16 protein-coding genes are annotated in these 20118 nt (G+C 57.1%); 10 read left to right on the top strand and 6 right to left on the bottom strand.

The window, feature by feature from the left end; translation table 11 throughout:
• The first annotated feature begins 80 nt into the window (after positions 1-80).
• The gene (gene ppc, locus EKN83_RS15045; protein ID WP_025758842.1) at positions 81-2732 is read left to right on the top strand and encodes a phosphoenolpyruvate carboxylase; all 2652 of its coding nucleotides are present in this window, start codon (positions 81-83) and stop codon (positions 2730-2732) included.
• Between the two features lie 34 nt (positions 2733-2766).
• Here the strand turns inward: ppc and EKN83_RS23565 are convergent, their stop codons facing one another.
• Positions 2767-2895: a hypothetical protein gene (locus EKN83_RS23565; RefSeq protein WP_255220609.1), complete on the bottom strand. Its 129-nt coding sequence runs from the start codon at positions 2893-2895 to the stop codon at positions 2767-2769.
• Here EKN83_RS23565 and EKN83_RS15040 point away from each other — a divergent pair.
• The 3 genes from EKN83_RS15040 to EKN83_RS15030 all read left to right on the top strand — a co-directional run bounded on the left by EKN83_RS15040 (position 2875) and on the right by EKN83_RS15030 (position 5497).
• Positions 2875-3591, top strand: coding sequence for a helix-turn-helix transcriptional regulator (locus tag EKN83_RS15040; protein ID WP_229235385.1), 717 nt, complete (start codon positions 2875-2877; stop codon positions 3589-3591). The genes EKN83_RS23565 and EKN83_RS15040 overlap by 21 nt on opposite strands.
• A gap of 127 nt (positions 3592-3718) precedes the next feature.
• Positions 3719-4381 carry a fructose-6-phosphate aldolase gene (gene fsa, locus EKN83_RS15035; RefSeq protein ID WP_025758839.1) on the top strand — a complete coding sequence of 221 codons (663 nt, stop codon included), beginning with the start codon at positions 3719-3721 and terminating at the stop codon, positions 4379-4381.
• Between the two features lie 12 nt (positions 4382-4393).
• Positions 4394-5497 (top strand): glycerol dehydrogenase, encoded by a 1104-nt coding sequence (locus tag EKN83_RS15030; protein ID WP_059386302.1) that lies wholly within the window; start codon positions 4394-4396, stop codon positions 5495-5497.
• Between the two features lie 82 nt (positions 5498-5579).
• On the opposite strand, the gene katG is transcribed toward EKN83_RS15030, so the two are convergent.
• The 4 genes from katG to metB all read right to left on the bottom strand — a co-directional run bounded on the left by katG (position 5580) and on the right by metB (position 12649).
• Entirely contained in the window at positions 5580-7760 is a 2181-nt protein-coding gene (gene katG, locus EKN83_RS15025; RefSeq protein ID WP_025758836.1) for a catalase/peroxidase HPI, read from the bottom strand.
• A 148-nt stretch (positions 7761-7908) separates the two neighbouring features.
• Positions 7909-8796 carry a methylenetetrahydrofolate reductase gene (gene metF / locus EKN83_RS15020; protein WP_023331596.1) on the bottom strand — a complete coding sequence of 296 codons (888 nt, stop codon included), beginning with the start codon at positions 8794-8796 and terminating at the stop codon, positions 7909-7911.
• 257 nt (positions 8797-9053) lie between these two features.
• Complete coding sequence (locus tag EKN83_RS15015) at positions 9054-11486, bottom strand: bifunctional aspartate kinase/homoserine dehydrogenase II (RefSeq protein ID WP_047959715.1); 2433 nt, start codon at positions 11484-11486, stop codon at positions 9054-9056.
• 2 nt (positions 11487-11488) lie between these two features.
• The gene (gene metB, locus EKN83_RS15010) at positions 11489-12649 is read right to left on the bottom strand and encodes a cystathionine gamma-synthase (protein WP_021242813.1); all 1161 of its coding nucleotides are present in this window, start codon (positions 12647-12649) and stop codon (positions 11489-11491) included.
• A gap of 276 nt (positions 12650-12925) precedes the next feature.
• On the opposite strand from metB, the gene metJ reads away from it, so the two are divergent.
• Positions 12926-13243 (top strand): met regulon transcriptional regulator MetJ, encoded by a 318-nt coding sequence (gene metJ, locus EKN83_RS15000; protein ID WP_003862042.1) that lies wholly within the window; start codon positions 12926-12928, stop codon positions 13241-13243.
• A gap of 48 nt (positions 13244-13291) precedes the next feature.
• Here metJ and rpmE read toward each other — a convergent pair whose 3' ends face one another.
• Positions 13292-13504, bottom strand: coding sequence for a 50S ribosomal protein L31 (gene rpmE, locus EKN83_RS14995; RefSeq protein ID WP_003862040.1), 213 nt, complete (start codon positions 13502-13504; stop codon positions 13292-13294).
• 200 nt (positions 13505-13704) lie between these two features.
• Between rpmE and priA the strand changes: the two genes are divergently transcribed.
• The 5 genes from priA to hslU all read left to right on the top strand — a co-directional run bounded on the left by priA (position 13705) and on the right by hslU (position 20103).
• Positions 13705-15900 (top strand): primosomal protein N', encoded by a 2196-nt coding sequence (gene priA / locus EKN83_RS14990; protein ID WP_126801225.1) that lies wholly within the window; start codon positions 13705-13707, stop codon positions 15898-15900.
• 119 nt (positions 15901-16019) lie between these two features.
• Positions 16020-17045: a DNA-binding transcriptional regulator CytR gene (gene cytR / locus EKN83_RS14985; RefSeq protein ID WP_025758831.1), complete on the top strand. Its 1026-nt coding sequence runs from the start codon at positions 16020-16022 to the stop codon at positions 17043-17045.
• A gap of 93 nt (positions 17046-17138) precedes the next feature.
• The gene (gene ftsN / locus EKN83_RS14980) at positions 17139-18134 is read left to right on the top strand and encodes a cell division protein FtsN (RefSeq protein WP_025758830.1); all 996 of its coding nucleotides are present in this window, start codon (positions 17139-17141) and stop codon (positions 18132-18134) included.
• 94 nt (positions 18135-18228) lie between these two features.
• Positions 18229-18759 carry an ATP-dependent protease subunit HslV gene (hslV, locus tag EKN83_RS14975; protein ID WP_008501802.1) on the top strand — a complete coding sequence of 177 codons (531 nt, stop codon included), beginning with the start codon at positions 18229-18231 and terminating at the stop codon, positions 18757-18759.
• 9 nt (positions 18760-18768) lie between these two features.
• Complete coding sequence (gene hslU / locus EKN83_RS14970; protein WP_025758829.1) at positions 18769-20103, top strand: HslU--HslV peptidase ATPase subunit; 1335 nt, start codon at positions 18769-18771, stop codon at positions 20101-20103.
• Positions 20104-20118 lie beyond the last annotated feature (15 nt).

The following is a 20118-nucleotide window of genomic DNA, read 5'->3' as shown; positions in this document are numbered from 1 at the left end:
TTATAAAGGGAGATGACAAAATAATGCCCGGATGCGTTTCGTCTGGGCATAAACAAAAATGATGGGGTGACTGGGTTTTTATGAACGAACAATATTCCGCGTTGCGTAGTAATGTCAGTATGCTCGGCAAAGTGCTTGGAGATACCATCAAAGATGCGTTGGGGGAGAACATCCTCGACCGCGTTGAAACCATCCGCAAGCTGTCTAAAGCTTCCCGTGCCGGTAACGAAGCCAGTCGTCAGGAGCTGTTAACCACATTGCAGAACCTCTCTAACGATGAGCTACTGCCCGTTGCACGCGCATTCAGCCAGTTCCTGAACCTGGCAAACACCGCTGAGCAATACCACAGCATTTCGCCAAACGGTGAAGCGGCCAGCAACCCGGAAGTCATTGCCCGCACCCTTCGTAAACTGAAAGAGCAGCCAGATCTTAACGAAGCCACCATCAAAAAAGCGGTAGAGTCGCTTTCGCTGGAGCTGGTGCTGACCGCCCACCCAACCGAGATCACCCGTCGCACCCTGATCCACAAAATGGTGGAAGTGAATAACTGCCTCAAGCAGTTGGATAATAAAGACATTGCCGACTACGAACGCAACCAGCTGATGCGCCGTCTGCGCCAGCTGATTGCCCAGTCCTGGCACACCGATGAAATTCGCAAGCACCGCCCAAGCCCGGTCGACGAAGCCAAATGGGGCTTTGCGGTGGTGGAAAACAGCCTGTGGGAAGGGGTACCTAACTATCTGCGCGAGCTGAACGAGCAGCTGGAAGAAAATCTGGGCTACCGCCTGCCGGTCGACTTTGTTCCGGTCCGTTTCACCTCCTGGATGGGCGGTGACCGCGACGGTAACCCGAACGTCACCGCGGAAATTACCCGTCACGTCCTGCTGCTAAGCCGCTGGAAAGCGACCGATCTGTTCCTGAAAGACATTCAGGTGCTGATCTCCGAACTGTCGATGGTTGAAGCGACGCCGGAACTGCGCGCGCTGGCCGGAGAAGAAGGCGCCAGCGAACCGTACCGTTTCCTGATGAAAAAACTGCGCAGTCAGCTGATGGCCACCCAGGCCTGGCTGGAAGCGCGCCTGAAAGGCCAACGCCTGCCGAAGCCGGAAGGTCTGCTGAGCCAGAACGAGCAGCTCTGGGAGCCTCTCTACGCCTGTTATAAATCACTGCAGGCCTGTGGAATGGGCATCATCGCCAACGGCGAACTGCTCGATACCCTGCGTCGCGTGAAGTGTTTTGGCGTGCCGCTGGTGCGTATCGACGTGCGTCAGGAGAGTACCCGCCATACCGAAGCCCTGGGCGAGCTGACCCGCTATCTCGGTATCGGCGACTATGAAAGCTGGTCCGAAGCCGACAAACAGGCCTTCCTGATCCGCGAACTGAACTCGAAGCGCCCTCTGCTGCCGCGCAACTGGGAGCCAAGCAACGAAACCCGCGAAGTGCTTAACACCTGTAAAGCGATCGTGGATGCGCCAAAAGGATCGGTGGCCGCCTATGTGATCTCCATGGCGAAAACCCCGTCCGACGTGCTGGCCGTTCACCTTCTGCTGAAAGAAGCCGGTATCGACTATGCCCTGCCGGTCGCTCCTCTGTTTGAAACCCTCGACGACCTGAACAATGCCAACGACGTCATGACCCAGTTGCTGAATATCGACTGGTATCGCGGCTTCATTCAGGGCAAACAGATGGTAATGATTGGCTATTCCGACTCCGCAAAAGATGCGGGCGTGATGGCCGCATCCTGGGCGCAGTATCAGGCGCAGGATGCGCTGATCAAAACCTGCGAGAAAGCCGGTATTGAGCTGACCCTGTTCCACGGACGCGGTGGTTCCATTGGCCGCGGTGGCGCGCCTGCGCATGCGGCACTGTTATCGCAGCCGCCGGGAAGCCTGAAAGGCGGCCTGCGCGTGACCGAGCAGGGTGAGATGATCCGCTTCAAATACGGCCTGCCGGAAGTGACCATCAGCAGTCTGTCGCTTTATACCAGTGCCATTCTGGAAGCGAACCTGCTGCCACCGCCGGAGCCAAAAGCCTCCTGGTGCCATATCATGGACGAGCTGTCAGACATTTCCTGCGATTTGTACCGTGGCTACGTGCGTGAAAACAAAGATTTCGTCCCTTACTTCCGCTCAGCTACACCAGAGCAGGAGCTGGGTAAACTGCCGCTGGGTTCACGTCCAGCCAAGCGTCGCCCGACCGGTGGCGTAGAGTCCCTGCGTGCGATTCCGTGGATCTTCGCCTGGACGCAGAACCGTCTGATGCTGCCCGCCTGGCTGGGTGCCGGTGCCGCGCTGCAAAAAGTGGTGGAAGATGGCAAACAGAGCGAGCTGGAAACCATGTGCCGCGACTGGCCGTTCTTCTCTACCCGTCTGGGTATGCTGGAGATGGTCTTCTCGAAAGCGGACCTGTGGCTGGCGGAATACTACGATCAGCGTCTGGTGAAACCTGAACTGTGGGCGCTGGGTAAAGAGCTGCGCGAACTGCTGGAAGGCGACATTAAAGTGGTGCTGGATATCGCCAACGACTCACACCTGATGGCGGACCTGCCGTGGATTGCCGAGTCTATTCAGCTGCGTAACATCTACACCGACCCGCTGAACGTCCTGCAGGCAGAACTGCTGCACCGTTCCCGTCTGGCAGAAGAGGAAGGGAAAGAGCCAGATCCACGCGTTGAACAGGCGCTAATGGTGACGATTGCGGGTGTTGCGGCGGGTATGCGTAACACCGGTTAATGCTTTATGCCGGCGGCGCTACGCTTGCACGGGCCTACGACACGTAGGCCGGGAAAGCGTTAGCGCCACCCGGCAATATCCCGGTTCCCACCTCATGTACCACGATATCACGCACATCCTGACGGATCTGATTAACGGCACATTGCCCCTGTATCAGGTGCACTTTGTCGCGCCTGCCGGGAAGCATATCCGAACATCACCTTGTCTCTCAGTTAGCCTGGAAACCCGCTGCGAGGTATGCTTTTCCGCATCCGGGTACGTTCCGCTTCATTCTTCAAACTCTCTCAGAATAAGCTTCGGTAAACAGCAGCTGACGCTTCAGCTCCACCGGGATAATGCCCTTTTACAACAGCAGCAGGTTGCCAGACGAGGTCCCAGAACGGGCGCGTTTCTCCTGCAAACGCTCAATGAGCTGCACATGCAACCGACTGAGCAGGACACGGCCAGGCTGGTGGTGTTAAGTCTGCTCAGCCACTGCCGCGATCTGCTTGGCAGCGAGATCCACACTGATAGCCGCAGCCGCGCGCTCTTTGAAGCCATTCGTCTCTTTATTGACGAACATCATGCCTCAGCGCTGACCCGAGATTCCGTTGCCGAGGCGTTTTATATTTCCCCCAACTATCTTTCCCATCTTTTTCAGAAGACCGGGAACGTCGGGTTCAATGAATACCTGACACAAACGCGTCTGGAACACGCGCGCCAGCTGCTCAAGGGATACGATTTAAAAATTAAGGATATTGCCGCGCGCTGCGGATTTATGGACAGCAACTATTTCTGCCGTCTCTTTCGCAAACACACAGAACGTTCCCCTTCCGAATATCGCCGTCAGTATCACAGCCAGTTGACGGCCAAAAACTAGCATTGTGATCGGCATCTCACTTCGTTAAGCACATTACATTTGTCCAGTATTTGGCAAAATTGACCTGTATCTCCACTCTGCAGCCCGCTTTATCCTGTCATCAACCTTTCTGACTTAAGGAAAAATAATGGAACTGTACCTGGATACCGCCAACGTGGCGGAAGTAGAACGCCTGGCGCGCATTTTTCCCATCGCGGGCGTCACCACCAACCCGAGCATTATTGCCGCCAGCCGTGAATCCCTCTGGGATGTACTGCCACGCCTGCAAAACGCCATCGGGCCGGAAGGCACGCTGTTTGCGCAGACCCTGAGCCGCGAGGCAGAAGGCATGGTGGCGGAAGCCAAACGTCTGAGTAACGCCATTCCGGGTATCGTGGTGAAAATCCCGGTGACCGAACAGGGGCTTATCGCGATTAAGGCGCTGAAAAAAGAGGGCATCACCACCCTGGGCACCGCCGTGTACAGCGCAGCCCAGGGCTTGCTCGCTGCGCTGGCAGGGGCAAAGTATGTCGCGCCGTATGTCAACCGTGTCGACGCGCAGGGCGGTGACGGCATCCGCATGGTCCAGGAGCTGCAAACCCTGCTGGAACTGCACGCGCCAGACAGTAAAGTGCTGGCCGCCAGTTTCAAAACGCCGCGTCAGGCGCTGGACTGTCTGCTCGCGGGATGTGAGGCAATCACGCTTCCTTTAGATGTAGCGCAACACATGCTCGGCACCCCGGCGGTAGAGTCAGCCATAGAGAAGTTCGAGCAGGACTGGAAAAACGCGTTTGGTAACCTCAACCTCTAAGGGAGAATTGTTATGGACCGTATCATTCAATCGCCTGGGAAATATATCCAGGGCGCGGATGTGCTGACCCGTCTCGGCGACTATCTGAAACCTCTGGCACAGCGCTGGCTGGTCGTCGGTGATAAATTTGTACTGGGTTTTGCCGAAGAGACCTTGCGACAAAGCTTTAAAAAAGCAGAGCTGCATGCCGAAATCGCACCCTTTGGCGGCGAATGTTCACAAAATGAAATCGATCGTCTGAAAAAACTCGCTGACAGTGCCGACTGTATGGCGGTGCTGGGTATCGGTGGTGGTAAAACGCTGGATACCGCCAAAGCACTGGCTCACTTTATGGACGTGCCCGTTGCGATTGCGCCGACTATCGCTTCCACCGATGCGCCGTGCAGCGCCCTCTCCGTCATTTACACCGACAGCGGCGAGTTCGATCGCTACCTGATGCTGCCGCACAACCCGAACATGGTGATTGTGGATACGAAAGTGGTTGCGGGTGCGCCTGCGCGTCTGCTGGCCGCCGGGATTGGCGATGCGCTGGCGACCTGGTTTGAAGCACGCGCCTGCTCACGCAGCGGCGCGACCACGATGTCCGGCGGTAAATGTACCCAGGCGGCACTGGCGCTCGCCGAGCTGTGCTACAACACGCTGGTTGAAGAAGGTGAAAAAGCGATGCTGGCCGCAGAACAGCATGTGGTCACACCGGCGCTGGAACGCATTATCGAAGCCAATACCTATCTCAGCGGTGTAGGTTTTGAGAGCGGCGGTCTGGCAGCGGCACACGCTATTCATAACGGTATGACGGCGGTACCGGACGCACATCATTTCTACCACGGTGAAAAAGTGGCGTTTGGGACGTTGACGCAGCTGGTGCTGGAAAACGCGCCGGTAGAAGAAATAGAGACCGTCGCGGCGCTTTGCCACAGCGTTGGGCTGCCCATTACGCTGGCGCAGCTGAATATCAAAGACGACATTCCGGCCAAAATGCGTCTGATTGCCGAAGCGTCTTGTGCGGAAGGGGAAACCATCCACAACATGCCGGGCGGCGTGTCGCCGGATCAGGTTTACGCGGCACTGCTGGTGGCCGACCAGTATGGACAGCGTTTCCTGCAGGAGTGGGAGTAAATAGCATGAATAAAAATCCCCGCATCGGCGGGGATTTTTTTGCCCGTAAGCCGGGTAGGCGTAACCGCACCCGGCATTATGGTTACTTCACGTCAAAGCGATCCAGATCCATCACCCTCGCCCATGCTGCAACGAAGTCGCGGACAAACTTCTCATGCGCATCGTCACTGGCGTAAACCTCTGCCAGCGCGCGCAGCACGGCGTTAGAACCGAAGACCAGATCGGCGCGGGTGGCGGTATATTTCACTTCACCACTGGCGCGATCGCTTCCGGCAAACAGCTCATTGGATTCATCGGTCGCCTTCCACTGGGTATTCATGTCCAGCAGGTTCACGAAGAAATCATTGCTCAGCACGCCCTCACGGTTGGTGAACACACCGTTCTTGCTGCCATCAAAGTTTGCACCCAATACGCGCAGACCACCGATCAGCACCGTCAACTCCGGTGCGGTCAGCGTCAGCTGCTGGGCCTTATCAATCAGCAGTGACTCCGTTGTGGACACATCCACCTGCGCACGGTAGTTGCGGAAGCCATCGGCAATCGGCTCAAGCAGGTTAAACATCTCGATATCCGTCTGGTCCTGACGCGCATCCACGCGGCCCGGCGTGAACGGTACGGTGACATACACGCCCGCAGCTTTGGCAGCCTGCTCAACACCTACCACGCCCGCCAGCACGATAATATCGGCCAGGGAGGCTTTGTTGGTGGTGCGCTGGATAGCTTCCAGCGCCGGCAGTGCGCGAACCGCTGCGGCGTTCACGTCCCAGTCACGCTGCGGGGCCAACGCCAGACGCGCGCCGTTGGCGCCGCCACGCTTATCGCCACCGCGGAAGGTTGAGGCTGATGCCCAGGCAACAGAAACCAGTTCGCTGACAGACAGGCCGGACGCGGCAATTTCCGCCTTCAGGCTTTCAATGTCTTCTTTGGTCGGATTGAATACCGCCTCCGGCAGCGGATCCTGCCAGATCAGATCTTCTTTCGGCACTTCCGGACCAAGGTAACGCGATTTTGGACCCATATCGCGGTGAGTCAGTTTGAACCACGCGCGCGCGAAGGCTTCGTTGAAAGCCTGCGGATCGTTCAGGAAACGGCGAGAAATCTTTTCGAATTCCGGGTCAAAACGCAGCGTCAGGTCGGTAACCAGCATCGTTGGCTTACGTTTTTTCGACGGGTCAAACGGGTCAGGCATGATTTCCGGTGCATCCACGGCTTCAAACTGAATCGCGCCTGCCGGGCTGCGGGTCTGTACCCATTCGTATTTGAACAGGTTCTCGAAGAAGTAGTTGCTCCACTGGGTCGGCGTTTGGGACCAGATGACTTCCAGACCGGAGGTGATGGCGTCAGCGCCAACCCCTGTGCCATGCGTGCTGGCCCAGCCCAGACCCTGCGCTTCAATCGGTGAGGCTTCCGGGTCGGTACCCACGTGGGTGGCTTCACCTGCGCCGTGGGTTTTACCGAGGGTGTGGCCGCCCGCAATCAGCGCGACGGTCTCTTCATCGTTCATCCCCATGTTGCCGAAGGTTGCGCGGATCGCCGCTGCCGCTGACAGCGGTTCGCCACTGGCGTTTGGCCCTTCCGGGTTAACGTAAATCAGCCCCATTTCGGTGGCAGCCAGAGGGCGCTTCGCCAGCGCTTCCGGATCGCGGTGGGTCAGCCAGGCTTTTTCATCACCCCAGTTCACGTCCAGATCCGGTTCCCAGACATCTTCACGCCCGGCACCAAAACCAAAGGTGCGGAAGCCGGAATTCTCCAGCGCCACGTTACCCGCGAGGATGAACAGGTCAGCCCAGGAAATTTTTTGTCCGTATTTTTTCTTGATGGGCCACAGCAGACGGCGCGCTTTATCCAGGCTAACGTTATCCGGCCAGGAGTTCAGTGGCGCAAAGCGCTGTTGACCGCGTCCTGCCCCACCGCGCCCGTCAACGGAGCGATAGGTACCCGCGCCATGCCAGGCCATACGGATAAACAGGCCCGCATAGCTGCCCCAGTCGGCTGGCCACCACGGTTGAGAGTCGGTTAAAAGTGCTTTGAGGTCGCCTTTCAGGGCAGAGTAATCAAGCTTGCTGAATTCTTTGCGGTAGTCGAAGTCTTCACCCAGAGGGTTAGAACGGTTGGAATGTTGGTTAAGAAGATCGATGCGGAGTTGTTTTGGCCACCAGTCACGGCTGCCTGTACCTGCCCCCGCGCTGTGATCGACGCCGCCCTGATGGAACGGGCATTTGCCGACTGATGCCGCTTTATTGGAATCGTCTGACGTGCTCATCGCTATGCTCCCTTTTACAGTGTTACCGTTACGATATACACCACTAGCAATAAGATATAGTTGAATTAATCCACAGATTCGATAGCTAATACCTTTTAACTTTTCACGCGACTAAAAAAGCCCTCATGATATGAGGGCTTTATGCTTATTATGCCGGGCGAACACCGAGCGTATGACAAATGGCGTAGCTCATCTCCGCGCGGTTCAGGGTATAGAAATGGAAGTCTTTCACCCCTTCGCGGCTTAAGATCTTCACCATATCCATCGCGATATTGGCACCCACCAGCTTGCGGGTTTCCGGATCATCGTCCAGCCCTTCGTACATTTTGGACATCCACAGCGGGATGCGCACGTTGGTCATATCGGCAAACTTCTTCGCCTGTTTGAAATTAGAGACCGGCAAAATGCCCGGGATAATTTCAACGTCGATGCCCGCGGAGACGCAGCGGTCGCGAAAGCGCAGGTAGCTTTCCACATCAAAGAAGAACTGCGTAATGGCACGGTTTGCCCCGGCATCCACTTTACGCTTCAGGTTAAGCAGATCGGCCTGGGCGCTTTTCGCTTCCGGGTGTACTTCAGGATAAGCGGCAACGGAGATATCAAAGTCCGCGACATCTTTCAAAAGCGCGACCAGATCCGCCGCATACATTTCCGGCTTACCGCTACCCGGCGGCAGGTCGCCACGCAGGGCGACGATATGACGAATGCCGTTGTTCCAGTAGTCCTGAGCGATGGCACGCAGCTCGTCGCGGGTCGCGTCAATACAGGTGAGGTGCGGCGCCGCCTCCAGACCGGTACGATCTTTGATGCCTTTAATGATGCTGTGCGTGCGGTCACGCTCACCGGAGTTCGCGCCGTAGGTCACCGAGACAAACTTCGGTTTCAGGCTGCTGAGACGATCGATAGAGCTCCACAGGGTTTGCTCCATTTCACTGGTGCGCGGCGGGAAAAATTCAAAAGAGACGTTAATCTGGCCGTTTACTTCGGCCAGGCTCTGATTCAGTGCTTCCCGCTGGTTGGCGTGAAAAAAGCTCATACCTTACCTCTATCAATCGCTTGTCATTGTCTGTTGTGTTTTGAACTTCTATACGTTTAGACGTCCAGATGTAAAAATGACGGAAAAGCGCAGGGACGTCAACATAAATAATCAACAATAACGGTGAGGTTTGCTCAGGGAAGATGAAGGAAATTCATGATGGGGTGGAAAGACCCCTCACCCTAACCCTCTCCCCAAAGGGGAGAGGGAACGATGACACCCTCTCCCCTTTGGGGAGAGGGCTGGGGTGAGGGGCGTTACAGCAGCTTAGCCAGACGGTTAATGTCGGACTGGATTGCCCCGGCGGTCACATCACGCCCCGCGCCAGGACCGCGGATCACCAGCGGGTTGTCGCGGTACCAGCGGCTTTCGATGGCAAAGACGTTATCGCACGGCAGCAGCGCCGCCAGCGGATGTTCAGGACGCACCGCCTCGACACCGACACGCGCTTTTCCATTCGCCTCGAAACGCGCTACGTAACGCAGCACCAGCCCCATCTCGTTCGCCGCTTCCAGACGCTGTACCATCTGCTCGTTAAGCTCTTCACCATTCTCAAAGAAATGATCCACCGAGCCCTCCTCACAGCCAGCAGGCACCAGTGACTCGACGCGGACGGAATCCGGCTCGATGTCATAACCGGCTTCACGCGCCAGGATCACCAGCTTACGCATGACGTCTTTACCGGAGAGGTCAACGCGCGGATCGGGTTCCGTTAAGCCCTGCTGCCACGCCTGATCCACCAGGTCAGTGAACGGCACGGTGCCGTCAAACTGCAGGAATAGCCAGGAGAGCGTGCCGGAGAAGATACCGCTCAGCGCCAGAATGCTGTCACCGCTTTCAATCAGGTCACGTACCGTGTGGTTAACCGGCAGGCCAGCCCCAACCGTGGCGTTGTAGAGCCAGTGGCGTCCTGTTTTTTCAAACGCGTCGTGGATTTGACGGTATTTATCGGTACTGCTTGCCCCTGCCAGTTTGTTCGCACTGATAACGTGGAAGCCGTGGCTGGCAAAATCAAGATACTGATCGGCAAGCTGTTCACTGGCGGTGACGTCCAGCACCACCAGATCGTCATACGGGTGCGCGCGCATCCACAGGAACAGCGACTCTTCATCCTGCTCGACGGCTTCGTCATTAAAGAAGGCAAGCGCGCGGCTGGCATCCAGCCCCTCGTAGTTCAGCAGGCTGCGGCGGCTGTCCACGACGCCTGCGAGAATGAATTCAAAGCCGGTACGCGCCGAGAGCGTGACCTGCTCACGGGCAAACAGCTCCAGCCAGCGGGAACCGATGTTGCCTTTACCAAACAGCACCAGGCCGATACGTTTTTCGGCGCGGAACAGAGAGGTATGCAGGCCCTGAATCAGGCTTTCGGTAGGACCTTTGCGCAGGACGGCGACCAGGCTGATGCCCTCTTCCGATTGCCAGGTAAATTCCACCGGCTGGCCTTTCAGCTGCTGCCAGAAGCGGTGGCAGTGCAGCGGGTTACGGGTGACGCCCGCCCCCACCATCGCCACCATTGCCAGTCCCTGACGCAGGCGAAGCTCGCCCGGCAGACCCGCTTCATCGAGGATTTTCAGGGCGCTGTCCGCCACTTCAGCGGTGTAGCAGAACTGCAGCAGCTGGCGGTCATTGTGAACCCCCACAGCCAGCGGGCGTACCTGAGCACGCTTTAACACCAGGTCGATCTCTTTATGCGCCAGTTTGAAGTCCTGGCCCGCCGGCACCTGGAACTCAATCAGACAGATGTCGTCATGGCTGGTGACGATACGCGCGCCGGTACCGGACGCCAGAACGCGCTCAATGCGCGTGGAGCCTTGATCCGGGGTGTAACTGCAGCGCAGCTGCAGGTCGATATCGCTACCGGAAACCGGCTGCAGCGTACGGGTGTGCAACACCGGTGCGGCCAGACGGGCCAGCTCGCTGGCTTCATCCAGACGCAGCAGCGGCAGCAGGCAGGCATCTTTCACTTTACGCGGGTCCGCGCTGTAAACACCCGCCACGTCGCTCCAGATGGTGACGCGAGAGACGCCCGCCAGGGCGCCAATCTGCGTTGCCGAGTAGTCGGAACCGTTACGGCCAAGCAGTACGGTTTCGCCTGCACTGCTGCGGCTGATAAAGCCAGTCACCACAATCCGTTTGCCCGGGTGCTGCACCAGCAGCTGTTGCAGCAGCGGGTAGGACAAGCCTTCATCCACCTGCGGCTGTGCGGCGCGTTCAGCGCGCAGGAAATCACGCGCATCGAGCCAGGCGGCGTCCACCCCCAGATGTTGCAACACAGCGGCCATCAGACGCGCGGACCACACTTCACCATGGCCCACCACTTCGGCATACACCGCATCGGTAATACCGCTGTCGAGCAGCGCAGCCAGACGCTCAAGGTCATGGGTAAAGGCGCTGATCAGCCCGTCAGCCACGTCCGCAGGCAGCAGGCCGGCAATCAGCTCGCTCTGATAACGACGTAAGGACTGTTGCACCTGATGCGCAGAAAGGCGATCGGTCTGGCTCAGTTTCAGCCAGCTAATCAACTGGTTGGTGGTGCTGCCTGCCGCAGAGACAACCATCATGTCCCCCGGCTGCGAATACTCGGTCATGATCCCTGCGACACGCAGATAACATTTCACATCAGCAAGACTACTACCACCAAACTTGTGCAGCTGACGACCCTTCGCCCCTGCCTGCGCTATCACACTCATGATTACCCCTTGGCTGCGACCCGGAAGCCATTTTCCAGATCGGCAATTAAATCTTCAGAATCTTCAATACCGGTTGAGATCCGCAGCAGCGTCTCAGAAATCCCGGCGGCGGCACGTGCTTCGGGTGCCATACCTGCGTGCGTCATGGTCGCGGCGTGGGAGATCAAGCTTTCAACCCCACCTAAGGATTCCGCCAGCGTAAACAATGACAACCCGCTCAGGAAGCGACGCAGCGTTTGCTCGTCACCGTCCAGTTCAAAACTTAACATCGCGCCAAACCCTTTCTGCTGACGCGCGGCAATCTCATGCCCCTGGTTTTCAGGTAGCGACGGGTGATAGAGCTTCTTCACCAGCGGCTGGGTTTTCAGGAAATCAACAATCGCCTGGGCATTGCGCTGCGCCACGTCCATACGCGGCGACAGCGTGCGAATGCCGCGTAACAGCAGATAACTGTCGAAAGCCCCGGCGGTGACGCCAATGTTATTCGCCCACCATGCCAGTTCGGTGACAACATCAGGATCTTTAGCAATCACCACGCCCGCAACCACGTCAGAATGGCCGTTAAGATATTTTGTGCATGAATGCAATACCAGATCGGCACCCAGTGCGAGTGGGTTCTGAAGGGCCGGACTGAGGAAGGTATTATCCACTACACTTATCGCTCCCGCATCCCTTGCGAGCTGACAAATTTTCGCAATATCGACAACGCGCAACAATGGATTGCTTGGACTTTCCACCAGCACCAGCTTCGGTTTCTCTGCCAGCGCCTGTTTCAGCGCCTGTTCGTCGTTTTGATCGACAAACAGCACGCGATAGCAGCCGCGTTTCGCCAGGCTATCAAACAGACGATAGCTGCCGCCGTAGCAATCGTGCGGCGCCACCAGCAGATCGCCCGGTTTCAGGAACACGGTGGTGACCAGATGAATGGCGGACATCCCGGTATTGGTTAATACTGCCCCTGCGCCACCTTCCAGTTCCGCCAGCGCGCGCTGGGTCACGTCACGCGTAGGGTTGCCACGACGCGAGTAATCATGCGCGCGGGGTTCATTAAATCCGGTGAAATTATAGGTACTGGAAAGATGAATGGGCGGGACAACGCAGCCGTACTGCTCGTCATCATTTAATCCGCTACGCACTGCGATAGTGGCCTGTTTACGCGTCATGGTGAGGGCTTCCTGGCGAATGAGGTGAAAAGTCAGGCACCAGAGTAAACATTGAAAGTATGGACGTCAATACATCTGGACATCTAAACTTCTTTGCGTATAGATTGAGCAATGCGCAAATAGCCGTTAAAATTATATGCTTTAGTGCACGCTGCAGCGGCAATATCCGTGCCACGGTATCGTCTCTACGGTAAACTAGGCAAGATTGCGGTTCAAAACGGGTGGTTACAGGTTTTGCACCTTTAAATAAATGACTGAGAGGATTAAAGGTATCTCATGGCTGAATGGAGCGGCGAATATATCAGCCCATACGCTGAGCACGGTAAGAAGAGTGAGCAAGTAAAGAAAATTACGGTTTCCATTCCTCTGAAGGTGTTGAAGATCCTCACCGATGAACGTACGCGTCGTCAGGTGAACAACCTGCGCCACGCAACCAACAGCGAACTGCTGTGCGAAGCGTTTCTGCATGCGTTTACCGGTCAACCGTTGCCGAACGATGACGACCTGCGCAAAGAGCGTAGTGACGAAATCCCGGAAGAGGCGAAGGTGATCATGCGTGAACTGGGTATTGACCCGGAGACGTGGGAATACTGAGAAGCGGATACAAAAAAGGCACCTTGCGGTGCCTTTTTTTCGGGAAACTTATTTAGCGCCCGGGATGCTGAAACGCTTGTTGAAGCGGTCAACACGGCCACCGGTTGCAACATCACGCTGCTTACCAGTGTAGAACGGGTGGCATTTGCCGCACACGTCCAGGTTCAGATCGTGACCCACGGTAGAGCGGATCTGGATAGAGTTACCGCAAGAGCAGTTTGCAGTAATCATTTCGTATTTCGGGTGAATATCTTTTTTCATGGGAGAACCTCAGTTAAGGCCGCGTCGCTCTTCCAGCCCTAACGCCAGACACCACGCGATGTTGATTGTAAGTTCTTTGGCGTAAAGTACACCAAAGGCGGCGAATCATACAGAATTTGACCAACGTATGCAAACTGATCCGCACGCCGCTTTCACTAATGTGTATACTAACGCGCCACTTTTCAAGTCAGGAAGATTCGATGCCCGTCGCTCACGTTGCCCTGCCCGTTCCGCTTCCCCGCACCTTTGACTACCTGCTGCCTGACAGCATGAGCGCAAAAGCGGGCTGTCGCGTGACCGTGCCGTTCGGCAAACAGCAGCGTGTGGGGATCGTCGTCTCCGTCAGCGATAAAAGCGAATTACCGCTTAACGAACTGAAATCGATTGTTGAAGTGCTGGACAACGAGCCGGTTTACTCCCTCAGCACCTGGCGATTGCTGCTGTGGGCGGCGGATTACTACCATCACCCGATTGGCGATGTTCTGTTCCACGCCCTGCCGATCATGCTGCGCCAGGGCAAGAGCGCCACCCATGCGCCAGTGTGGTACTGGTTTGCGACCGAGCAGGGCCAGGCGGTGGATATCAACAGCCTGAAGCGCTCGCAGAAACAGCAGCAGGCGCTGGCGGCCCTGCGTCAGGGAAAAATCTGGCGTCACCAGGTTGATGAGCTCGAGGTCAGCGAAACGGCGCTACAGGCCTTAAGAAAGAAAGGGCTGAGCGAACTGGCAAGCGAAGCACCTGCCCTGTACGACTGGCGGGAGCGTTTCTCCGTCTCAGGGGATCGCCTGCGTCTGAATACCGAGCAGGCCACCGCCGTCGGCGCGATCCATAGCGCCTCCGACCATTTCTCTGCCTGGCTGCTGGCGGGGGTCACCGGCTCCGGCAAGACCGAAGTCTATCTGAGCGTGCTGGAAAACGTGCTCGCTCAGGGCAAGCAGGCGCTGGTGATGGTGCCGGAAATTGGCCTGACGCCGCAAACCATCGCCCGCTTTCGCGAACGCTTCAATGCGCCGGTTGAAGTGCTGCACTCCGGCCTGAACGACAGCGAACGGCTCAGCGCCTGGCTGAAAGCGAAGAACGGCGAAGCGGCGATTGTCATCGGCACCCGCTCGTCGCTGTTTACGCCGTTTAAAAACCTTGGCGTTATCGTGATCGACGAAGAGCACGACAGCTCCTATAAACAGCAGGAAGGCTGGCGCTATCACGCCCGCGATCTGGCGGTTTATCGCGCCCACAGCGAGCAAATCCCCATCATTCTTGGCTCCGCCACGCCTGCGCTCGAAACGCTGCACAACGTGCGCCAGCGTAAATACCATATGCTGCGCCTGACGCGCCGCGCGGGGAATGCCCGTCCGGCCATTCAGCACGTTCTGGATCTGAAAGGTCAGCAGGTGCAGGCAGGGTTAGCGCCCGCGCTTATTACCCGCATGCGCCAGCATTTGCAGGCGGGGAACCAGGTCATTCTGTTCCTTAACCGACGCGGGTTTGCCCCCGCCCTGCTGTGCCACGACTGCGGCTGGATTGCCGAGTGCCCGCGCTGTGACCATTACTACACCTTCCACCAGGCCCAGCGTCATTTGCGCTGCCACCACTGCGACAGCCAGCGACCGGTGCCGCGCCAGTGCCCGTCGTGCGGGTCTACGCATATTGTGCCGGTTGGTCTGGGGACGGAGCAGCTGGAACAGTCTCTGGCCCCCTTCTTCCCGGATGTGCCCATTTCCCGTATCGACAGAGATACCACCAGCCGCAAAGGGGCGCTGGAACAGCAGCTGGCGGAAGTGCATCGCGGAGGCGCACGCATACTGATTGGCACCCAGATGCTGGCCAAAGGCCATCACTTTCCGGACGTGACGCTGGTCGCCCTGTTGGATGTGGACGGCGCGCTGTTCTCTGCCGATTTCCGCTCAGCCGAGCGTTTTGCCCAGCTCTATACCCAGGTGGCGGGACGTGCAGGACGCGCCGGCAAGCAGGGAGAAGTCGTTCTGCAAACGCACCACCCGGAGCACCCGTTGCTGCAAACCCTGTTGCACAAAGGCTATGACGCCTTCGCCGAGCAGGCGCTGGCCGAACGCCAGACCATGCAGCTTCCCCCGTGGACCAGCCACGTTATCATCCGCGCGGAAGACCATAACAACCAGCAGGCGCCGCTTTTCCTGCAGCAGCTGAGAAACCTCCTGCAGGCCAGCCCGCTGGTGGATAATCAACTGTGGATTTTAGGTCCGGTTCCGGCGCTGGCGCCCAAGCGCGGGGGACGTTTTCGCTGGCAAATTTTGCTCCAGCACCCCTCGCGGGTTCGTCTTCAGCATATCGTCAGCGGCGCGCTGGTGCTGATTAACACCCTGCCCGAAGCGCGAAAAGTGAAGTGGGTTCTGGATGTCGATCCCATCGAAGGCTGAAGGCGGATCGAAAAATTTAACGCTCCTCACACTTTTTATGAAAATTCTGTAACCGATTCCATTAACTATCTGTAAAAATGGTGACGTCAGAAGTTCGGTGTTCAGGCGAGGAGAAGACGTTGAAGTCCAGGAAAGAGGTTGCTGCGGCGACCATGAAAGACGTTGCCGAGAAAGCACAAGTCTCAACGGCAACCGTGTCCCGCGCATTAATGAACCCGGATAAAGTCTCCCAGGCGACCCGTAACCGGGTGGAGCAGGCTGCGCTGGAAGTGGGCTATTTTCCGCAGGCAATGGGGCGTAACGTGAAGCGCAACGAGTCGCGTACCATTCTGGTGATTGTGCCGGACATCTGCGACCCCTTCTTCAGCGAGATTATTCGCGGAATTGAAGTCACCGCGGCGGAACAGGGCTACCTGGTGCTGATTGGCGACTGTGCCCACCAGAACCAGCAAGAAAAAACCTTTATCGACCTCATTATCACCAAGCAGATTGACGGTATGCTGCTGCTTGGCTCGCGCCTGCCGTTCGACGCCAGCATTGAAGAACAGCGGAATTTACCACCGATGGTGATGGCCAACGAGTTTGCGCCAGAGCTGGAGCTGCCGACGGTCCATATCGATAACCTCACCGCCGCGTTCAACGCCGTGAACTATCTCCAGGAACTGGGACATAAACGGATTGGCTGCATTGCCGGGCCGGAAGAGATGCCGCTGTGTCACTACCGTCTGCAGGGCTACGTGCAGGCGCTGCGCCGTACCGGCGCCATCGTCGATCCGCACTACATTGCGCGCGGTGACTTTACCTTCGCAGCCGGTGGTCAAGCACTGGAAAGGCTGCTGGATCTGCCAGAGCCGCCAACCGCCGTATTTTGTCACAGCGATGTGATGGCGCTGGGCGCGCTTTCGTACGCCAAACGCCGCGGCCTGCGGATACCGAAAGATTTATCTATCATCGGATTCGATAATATTTCGCTTTCAGAATTTTGCGATCCGCCGCTCTCAACGGTTTCTCAGCCGCGCTACCAAATCGGTCGTGAAGCGATGCTTCTTCTGCTGGATCAGCTTCACGGTCAAACAGTTAGCAGCGGCTCACGGTTGCTGGACTGCGAACTGATTGTCCGTGGCACGACCCAGGCATTGACTTAAAGTAAACGTCTTTAGGACACCCTTATCTGGTCAAAGCCCCGCCGCTTAAGTAACATGGCGGACTGACGAACGAATAAATACAGCGAAACGATAGTGGCACAACGAGATTATGTACGTCGCGGCCAGCCGGCACCTTCGCGACGCAAAAAGAGTAGCTCAAGGAAAAAGCAACGTAACCTGCCTGCTGTCTCGCCAGCAATGGTCGCTATTGCTGCGGCTGTAGTCGTCGCCTTTATTGGTGGCCTGTACTTTATCACGCACCATAAAAAAGAAGAGTCTGAGGCGCTTCAGGCCAGTAAAGTGGCCGGAAATGGCCTTCCTCCGAAGCCTGAAGAGCGCTGGCGCTATATCAAAGAGCTGGAAAGCCGTCAGCCTGGGGTACGTGCGCCAACCGAACCTTCTGCAGGTGGTGAAGTGCAGAATGCGAATCAACTGACGGATGAACAGCGTCAGCTGCTGGCACAAATGCAGGCCGATATGCGCCAGCAGCCTACGCAGCTGAATGAAGTGCCGTGGAATGAGCAGACGCCGGAACAGCGCCAGCAGACGCTGCAGCGACGTCAGGCGCAACAGCAGATTCAGCAGCAGCAACAACAGCAGTGGGCGCAAACCCAGCCGGTACAGCAGCCTAAAGCGCAGCCGCGGGTCACGGAACAGCCGTACCAGCAGCAGACGCGCACGGCGCAGTCCCAGCCTGCTCAGCAACAGCCAAAGGCCCAGCCGCAGAAGCAGGCGGCTCAGCCGTATCAGGATCTGCTGCAGACGCCTGCGCATACCACCGCACAGCAGCCGAAAACGCAGCAGGCCGCGCCGATCACCAAAGAGACCGAAGCACCTAAGCAGACGGCAGAGAAAAAAGACGAACGTCGCTGGATGGTTCAGTGTGGTTCGTTCAAAGGCGCCGAGCAGGCGGAAACGGTGCGTGCGCAGCTGGCTTTTGAAGGGTTTGACTCGCGAATTACCACCAATAACGGCTGGAATCGCGTGGTGATTGGTCCGGTCAAAGGCAAAGAAAATGCCGATGGCACCATTTCTCGTTTGAAACTCGCCGGTCACACAAACTGCATTCGACTCGCATCCGGGGGTTGAAACCCCCAAATTCCCCCCCATCTATCATTCTATTCAGCCCTGGGCACAGGCTCAGGGCTCCTGTTTCCCGATTCTGTAACCAGGGGGTCTGCTCGTGACAACAATAGTAAGTGTACGCCGTAACGGCCATGTGGTAATCGCCGGTGATGGCCAGGCCACGCTGGGTAATACCGTCATGAAAGGCAACGTGAAGAAAGTGCGTCGTCTCTATAACGACAAAGTGATCGCCGGTTTTGCAGGCGGCACGGCTGATGCCTTCACGCTGTTTGAACTGTTTGAACGCAAACTGGAAATGCACCAGGGTCATCTGGTGAAAGCCGCCGTGGAGCTGGCAAAAGACTGGCGTACCGACCGCATGCTGCGCAAGCTCGAAGCGCTGCTGGCGGTGGCCGATGAAACCGCTTCGCTTATCATCACCGGTAACGGTGACGTGATTCAGCCGGAAAATGACCTGATTGCCATCGGCTCTGGCGGCCCTTATGCCCAGGCTGCAGCCCGCGCGCTGTTGGAGAACACCGACATGAACGCGCGTGATATCGCGGTGAAGGCGTTGGATATTGCAGGTGATATCTGCATCTATACCAACCACAATCACACCATCGAAGAATTGACCTCCAAAGCGTAAGGATCTCCCATGTCTGAAATGACCCCACGCGAAATTGTCAGCGAACTGGACAAACATATTATCGGCCAGGACAACGCGAAGCGTTCCGTGGCGATTGCCCTGCGTAACCGCTGGCGCCGCATGCAGCTCGACGAAGAGCTGCGCCATGAAGTGACGCCAAAAAACATTCTGATGATCGGCCCGACCGGCGTCGGTAAAACCGAGATCGCCCGTCGCCTGGCAAAACTGGCTAATGCGCCGTTCATCAAAGTGGAAGCCACCAAGTTCACCGAAGTGGGCTATGTAGGCAAAGAAGTGGACTCCATCATCCGCGATCTGACCGATTCGGCGATCAAAATGGTGCGCGTCCAGGCGATTGAGAAAAACCGCTATCGCGCAGAAGAGATGGCTGAAGAGCGCATTCTCGACGTGCTGATCCCACCGGCGAAAAATAACTGGGGCCAGGCTGAACAGCAGGCTGAACCGTCTGCGGCACGTCAGGCGTTCCGTAAAAAACTGCGTGAAGGTCAGCTGGACGACAAAGAGATTGAGATCGATCTCGCTGCCGCGCCAATGGGTGTGGAAATCATGGCGCCTCCGGGAATGGAGGAGATGACCAGCCAGCTGCAGTCCATGTTCCAGAACCTGGGCGGCCAGAAGCAAAAAGCGCGTAAGCTGAAAATCAAAGACGCGATGAAGCTGTTGATTGAAGAGGAAGCGGCGAAGCTGGTGAACCCGGAAGAGCTGAAGCAGGACGCTATCGACGCGGTTGAGCAGCACGGTATCGTGTTTATCGACGAAATCGACAAAATTTGTAAGCGTGGCGGCAACAGTTCCGGCCCGGATGTTTCCCGCGAAGGCGTTCAGCGCGACCTCCTGCCGCTGGTGGAAGGCTGCACCGTCTCAACCAAGCACGGCATGGTGAAAACGGACCACATCCTGTTTATCGCTTCAGGTGCGTTCCAGGTCGCCAGCCCGTCGGATCTGATCCCGGAACTGCAGGGACGTCTGCCCATCCGCGTTGAGCTGCAGGCGCTGACCACCGAAGATTTCGAACGTATCCTGACCGAGCCAAACGCTTCTGCTACCGTTCAGTACAAAGCGCTGATGGCGACCGAAGGCGTGAACCTCGAATTCACCGAAGACGGTATCAAGCGTATTGCTCAGGCCGCATGGCAGGTGAACGAAACCACCGAGAACATCGGTGCGCGTCGTCTGCACACCGTGCTGGAACGCCTGGTGGAAGATATCTCTTATGACGCGAGCGACCTCAGCGGTCAAACCGTTACCATTGACGCAGACTATGTGAGTAAACATCTGGATGCGTTAGTGGCAGATGAAGATCTGAGCCGTTTTATCCTATAATCGCGGTTACTGCAT

It is taken from the genome of Enterobacter sp. WCHEn090032 (assembly GCF_003986875.1).
GTDB classification, from domain to species: Bacteria; Pseudomonadota; Gammaproteobacteria; order Enterobacterales; family Enterobacteriaceae; genus Enterobacter; species Enterobacter sichuanensis.
Note: the sequence above shows the minus strand (reverse complement) of the source record. Positions and strands in the feature narration are given on the sequence as shown.